Genomic DNA, 3244 nt, shown 5'->3' on the forward strand with positions numbered 1-3244 from the left:
AGCGTGGCATCCGGAACCGGAAAGCCGATGCGGCCCGGCAGCCATGCCAGGGCATCGATGGCGCGCGCGAACTGCCCTGGGTCGAGCAGCGTCGTCTCCCAGCCCAGCGTGTAGCGGCGGAACGCCAGGGCACCCAGCAAGGCCGCGATGGCGACCGCGAAGCCGATGGCCCACAGCAGGTGGCTGGCCAGGCCCAGCAGCCAGGGCAGCAGGCGCGCCCGCTCCAGCAGTTGAACGCCCGCCTGCAGCAGCGCTGCGCCCTCGCGTCCCCGACCCAGGGCCGTGCGGGCCGTCAGGGCCAACCACAGCCGGCCCGCCAGGGCGCCACCCCGGGCGTGACCCGGCACCAGCAGCGCCGTGAGCCAGACCAGCAGCGACAGCCCGTGCAGGCCCAGCAGCCCTGCCAGCGAAGCGATGACGTTGATGCGGCGCTCCTGCGCGTCGACCACCGCGCCGGCCAGCCCCAGCCCCGCCACGACCATGAGCGTGGCCAGGCCCAGCAGCACCAGCGGCGCCAGGTCGCGGGCACGCGCCAGCCGGCCGGGCAGGCCCAGGCGCTCGGCCAGCAGGCGGGCCCGCTGAACCAGCGGCCAGGGCGCGGGCTCGGGCGCACGGGCGAGCTGGCGCAGGACCGACTGGTCGTCCAGCGGACCGTCGGACTCGATGCGCCGGATCGCCTCGGTCGTCAGCGCATCGGCGAAGGAGAGAAGAGGTGTTGTTCTGCTCAAGGGGTGGGGCGCCGTGGCAAGTGCCGGCAGCGCTGCGCAGGGCGGGATGTCGCGGGCATTGTCCCTGGCGGCCAGCGTCTGACGGTCGGCTGACCGTTCATTTGCCTGTCCTCCAGGCCGCTGATAGCCTCGCTCGCCATGCGAATCCTGCTGGTCGAAGACGATGCCGTGCTCAGTGGCGTAATGTGCCGCAGCCTGGGCGACACCGGTCACGCAGTGGCGCTGGCCGCTTCGGTGGAAGAGGCCGATGCGCAGTGGTCTGCCGGCCATTTCGACGCCGTGCTGCTCGACCTGAACCTGCCCGAGAACCCCCGCCCCGACAGCGGCCTCGGCAGCGGCCTGCTGGCCCTGCGCCGCGCTCGTGCACGTGGCGACCGCACGCCCGTGATGGTGCTCACGGCCCGCAACCGGACCGACGAGCGCGTGATTGGCCTGGATTCCGGCGCCGACGACTACCTGGGCAAGCCCTTCGATCCGGGCGAGCTGGAAGCACGCTTGCGGGCGCTGGTGCGTCGCGCCGAGGGCGCCAAAGACGTGGTGGCCGTCGGCCGGCTGCAGTTGGACCGCCGGGCCCGACGCTTTCGCATCGACGGCGAGCCGCTGGACCTGCCGGCGCGCGAGTTCGGCCTGCTCTGGGCCCTGATGAGCCCGCCCGGCCAGGTGCTGGCCAAGCGCGAACTGGCCCGCAAGCTGGCCGAGGAAGCCGATGGCCCGCTGAGCGACAACGCGCTGGAGGCCTTCGTCTCCCGCCTGCGCAAGCGGCTGGTGGACAGCGGCGTGGGTGTGCGCACCCTGCGCGGCATCGGCTACCGGCTGGAGGCGGACGCTGCCTGACCTGCGCCGGCGCGTGGTGCGCGGCCATGAAAAAAGCGGCCCGACGAGGCCGCTTTTGCGTTGACGGGACTGAAGCCCCGCCCAGCGATCAGCGCTTGCTGTCGTCCTTGATCTGAGGCAGCTCCGTGCCCTCGGGCTTGGCGAGCAGGCCGGCCTGCACGTAGGTGGCCAGCTTGGCGCGGGTGTCGACGATGTCGAGGTTGCGCATCGTGAGCTGGCCGATACGGTCGGCGGGGGAGAAGGGCGCGTCTTCCACCTTCTCCATCGACAGGCGCTCGGGCGCGTAGGTCAGGTTGGGCGACTCGGTGTTGAGGATCGAGTAGTCGTTGCCGCGGCGCAGCTCCAGCGTCACCTCGCCGGTGATGGCGCGGGCCACCCAGCGCTGGGCGGTCTCGCGCAGCATGATGGCCTGGGGGTCGAACCAGCGGCCCTGGTAGAGCAGGCGGCCCAGCTTGAGGCCGTTGACGCGGTACTGCTCGATGGTGTCCTCGTTATGGATGCCGGTCACCAGCCGCTCGTAGGCGATGTGCAGCAGCGCCATGCCGGGGGCTTCGTAGATACCGCGGCTCTTCGCTTCGATGATGCGGTTCTCGATCTGGTCGCTCATGCCCAGGCCATGGCGGCCGCCGATGCGGTTGGCCTCTTCCATCAGGGCCACCAGGTCGTCGTAGGTCTTGCCATTGAGGGCGACCGGGCGGCCTTCCTCGAAGCGCACGCGCACCTCTTCGGCCTTGACCTCCACCTCGGGCTTCCAGAAGGCGGTGCCCATGATCGGATTGACGATGCGGATGCCGCTGGAGAGCATCTCCAGGTCCTTGGCTTCATGCGTGGCGCCGAGCATGTTGGAGTCGGTGCTGTAGGCCTTCTCGACCGACATCTTGTAGTCGAAGCCGTTGGCGATCAGGAACTCGCTCATCTCCTTGCGGCCGCCCAGCTCGTCGATGAAGGTCTGGTCCAGCCAGGGCTTGTAGATCTTCAGGCCCGGATTGGTCAGCAGGCCGTAGCGGTAGAAGCGCTCGATGTCGTTGCCCTTGAAGGTCGAGCCGTCGCCCCAGATGTTGACGTCGTCTTCCTTCATCGCGGCCACCAGCATGGTGCCGGTCACGGCGCGGCCCAGCGGGGTGGTGTTGAAGTAGGTCACGCCGCCGGTGGAGATGTGGAAGGCGTTGGCCTGCAGCGCCGCGATGCCCTCGGTCACCAGTTGCTGGCGGCAGTCCACCAGGCGGGCCTTCTCGGCGCCATAGGCCAGGGCCTTGCGCGGGATCTCGTCGTAGTCCGGCTCGTCGGGCTGGCCCAGGTTGGCGGTGTAGGCATAGGGCTGGGCGCCCTTCTTCTTCATCCACAGCAGGGCGGCGCTGGTGTCCAGGCCGCCGGAAAAGGCGATGCCGACCTTCTGGCCGGTGGGGAGGGATTGCAGGATGGTGCTCATGGTCGCGCGTCGAAAGGTAGGCTGCGCAGGGCGCCGCTGGCGCCGCCGCAAACCCTCGATTGGACCATAGCGGCGCGGCGCCTGCGGCGGCGTCCTACGGGCTGGCGCTCATTCCTCGCCGAGGAAGCCGCCGCTCTGGTGGGCCCACAGCCGCGCGTACAGGCCGTCGCGGGCCAGCAGCTCCCGGTGGGAGCCTTCCTCCACCACGCGGCCGCTGTCGAGCACGATCAGCCGGTCCATGGCGGCGATGGTC

3 protein-coding genes are annotated in these 3244 nt (G+C 70.3%); 1 reads left to right on the forward strand and 2 read right to left on the reverse strand.

The window, feature by feature from the left end:
* Nucleotides 1-728 (reverse strand): DUF2868 domain-containing protein (locus QZ772_RS20465; protein WP_295530207.1); only part of this gene is annotated, 728 nt, incomplete at its 3' end.
* A 138-nt stretch (nt 729-866) separates the two neighbouring features.
* On the opposite strand from QZ772_RS20465, the gene QZ772_RS20470 reads away from it, so the two are divergent.
* A complete protein-coding gene (locus QZ772_RS20470) occupies nt 867-1562 on the forward strand; it encodes a response regulator transcription factor (protein ID WP_295530210.1) in 696 nt (231 codons plus the stop codon).
* A gap of 88 nt (nt 1563-1650) precedes the next feature.
* Here the strand turns inward: QZ772_RS20470 and argG are convergent, their stop codons facing one another.
* Entirely contained in the window at nt 1651-2991 is a 1341-nt protein-coding gene (gene argG, locus QZ772_RS20475) for an argininosuccinate synthase (RefSeq protein ID WP_295530212.1), read from the reverse strand.
* Nucleotides 2992-3244 lie beyond the last annotated feature (253 nt).

This window comes from uncultured Pseudacidovorax sp., from assembly GCF_913773995.1.
In the GTDB taxonomy this organism is placed as follows: domain Bacteria; phylum Pseudomonadota; class Gammaproteobacteria; order Burkholderiales; family Burkholderiaceae_C; genus Xenophilus.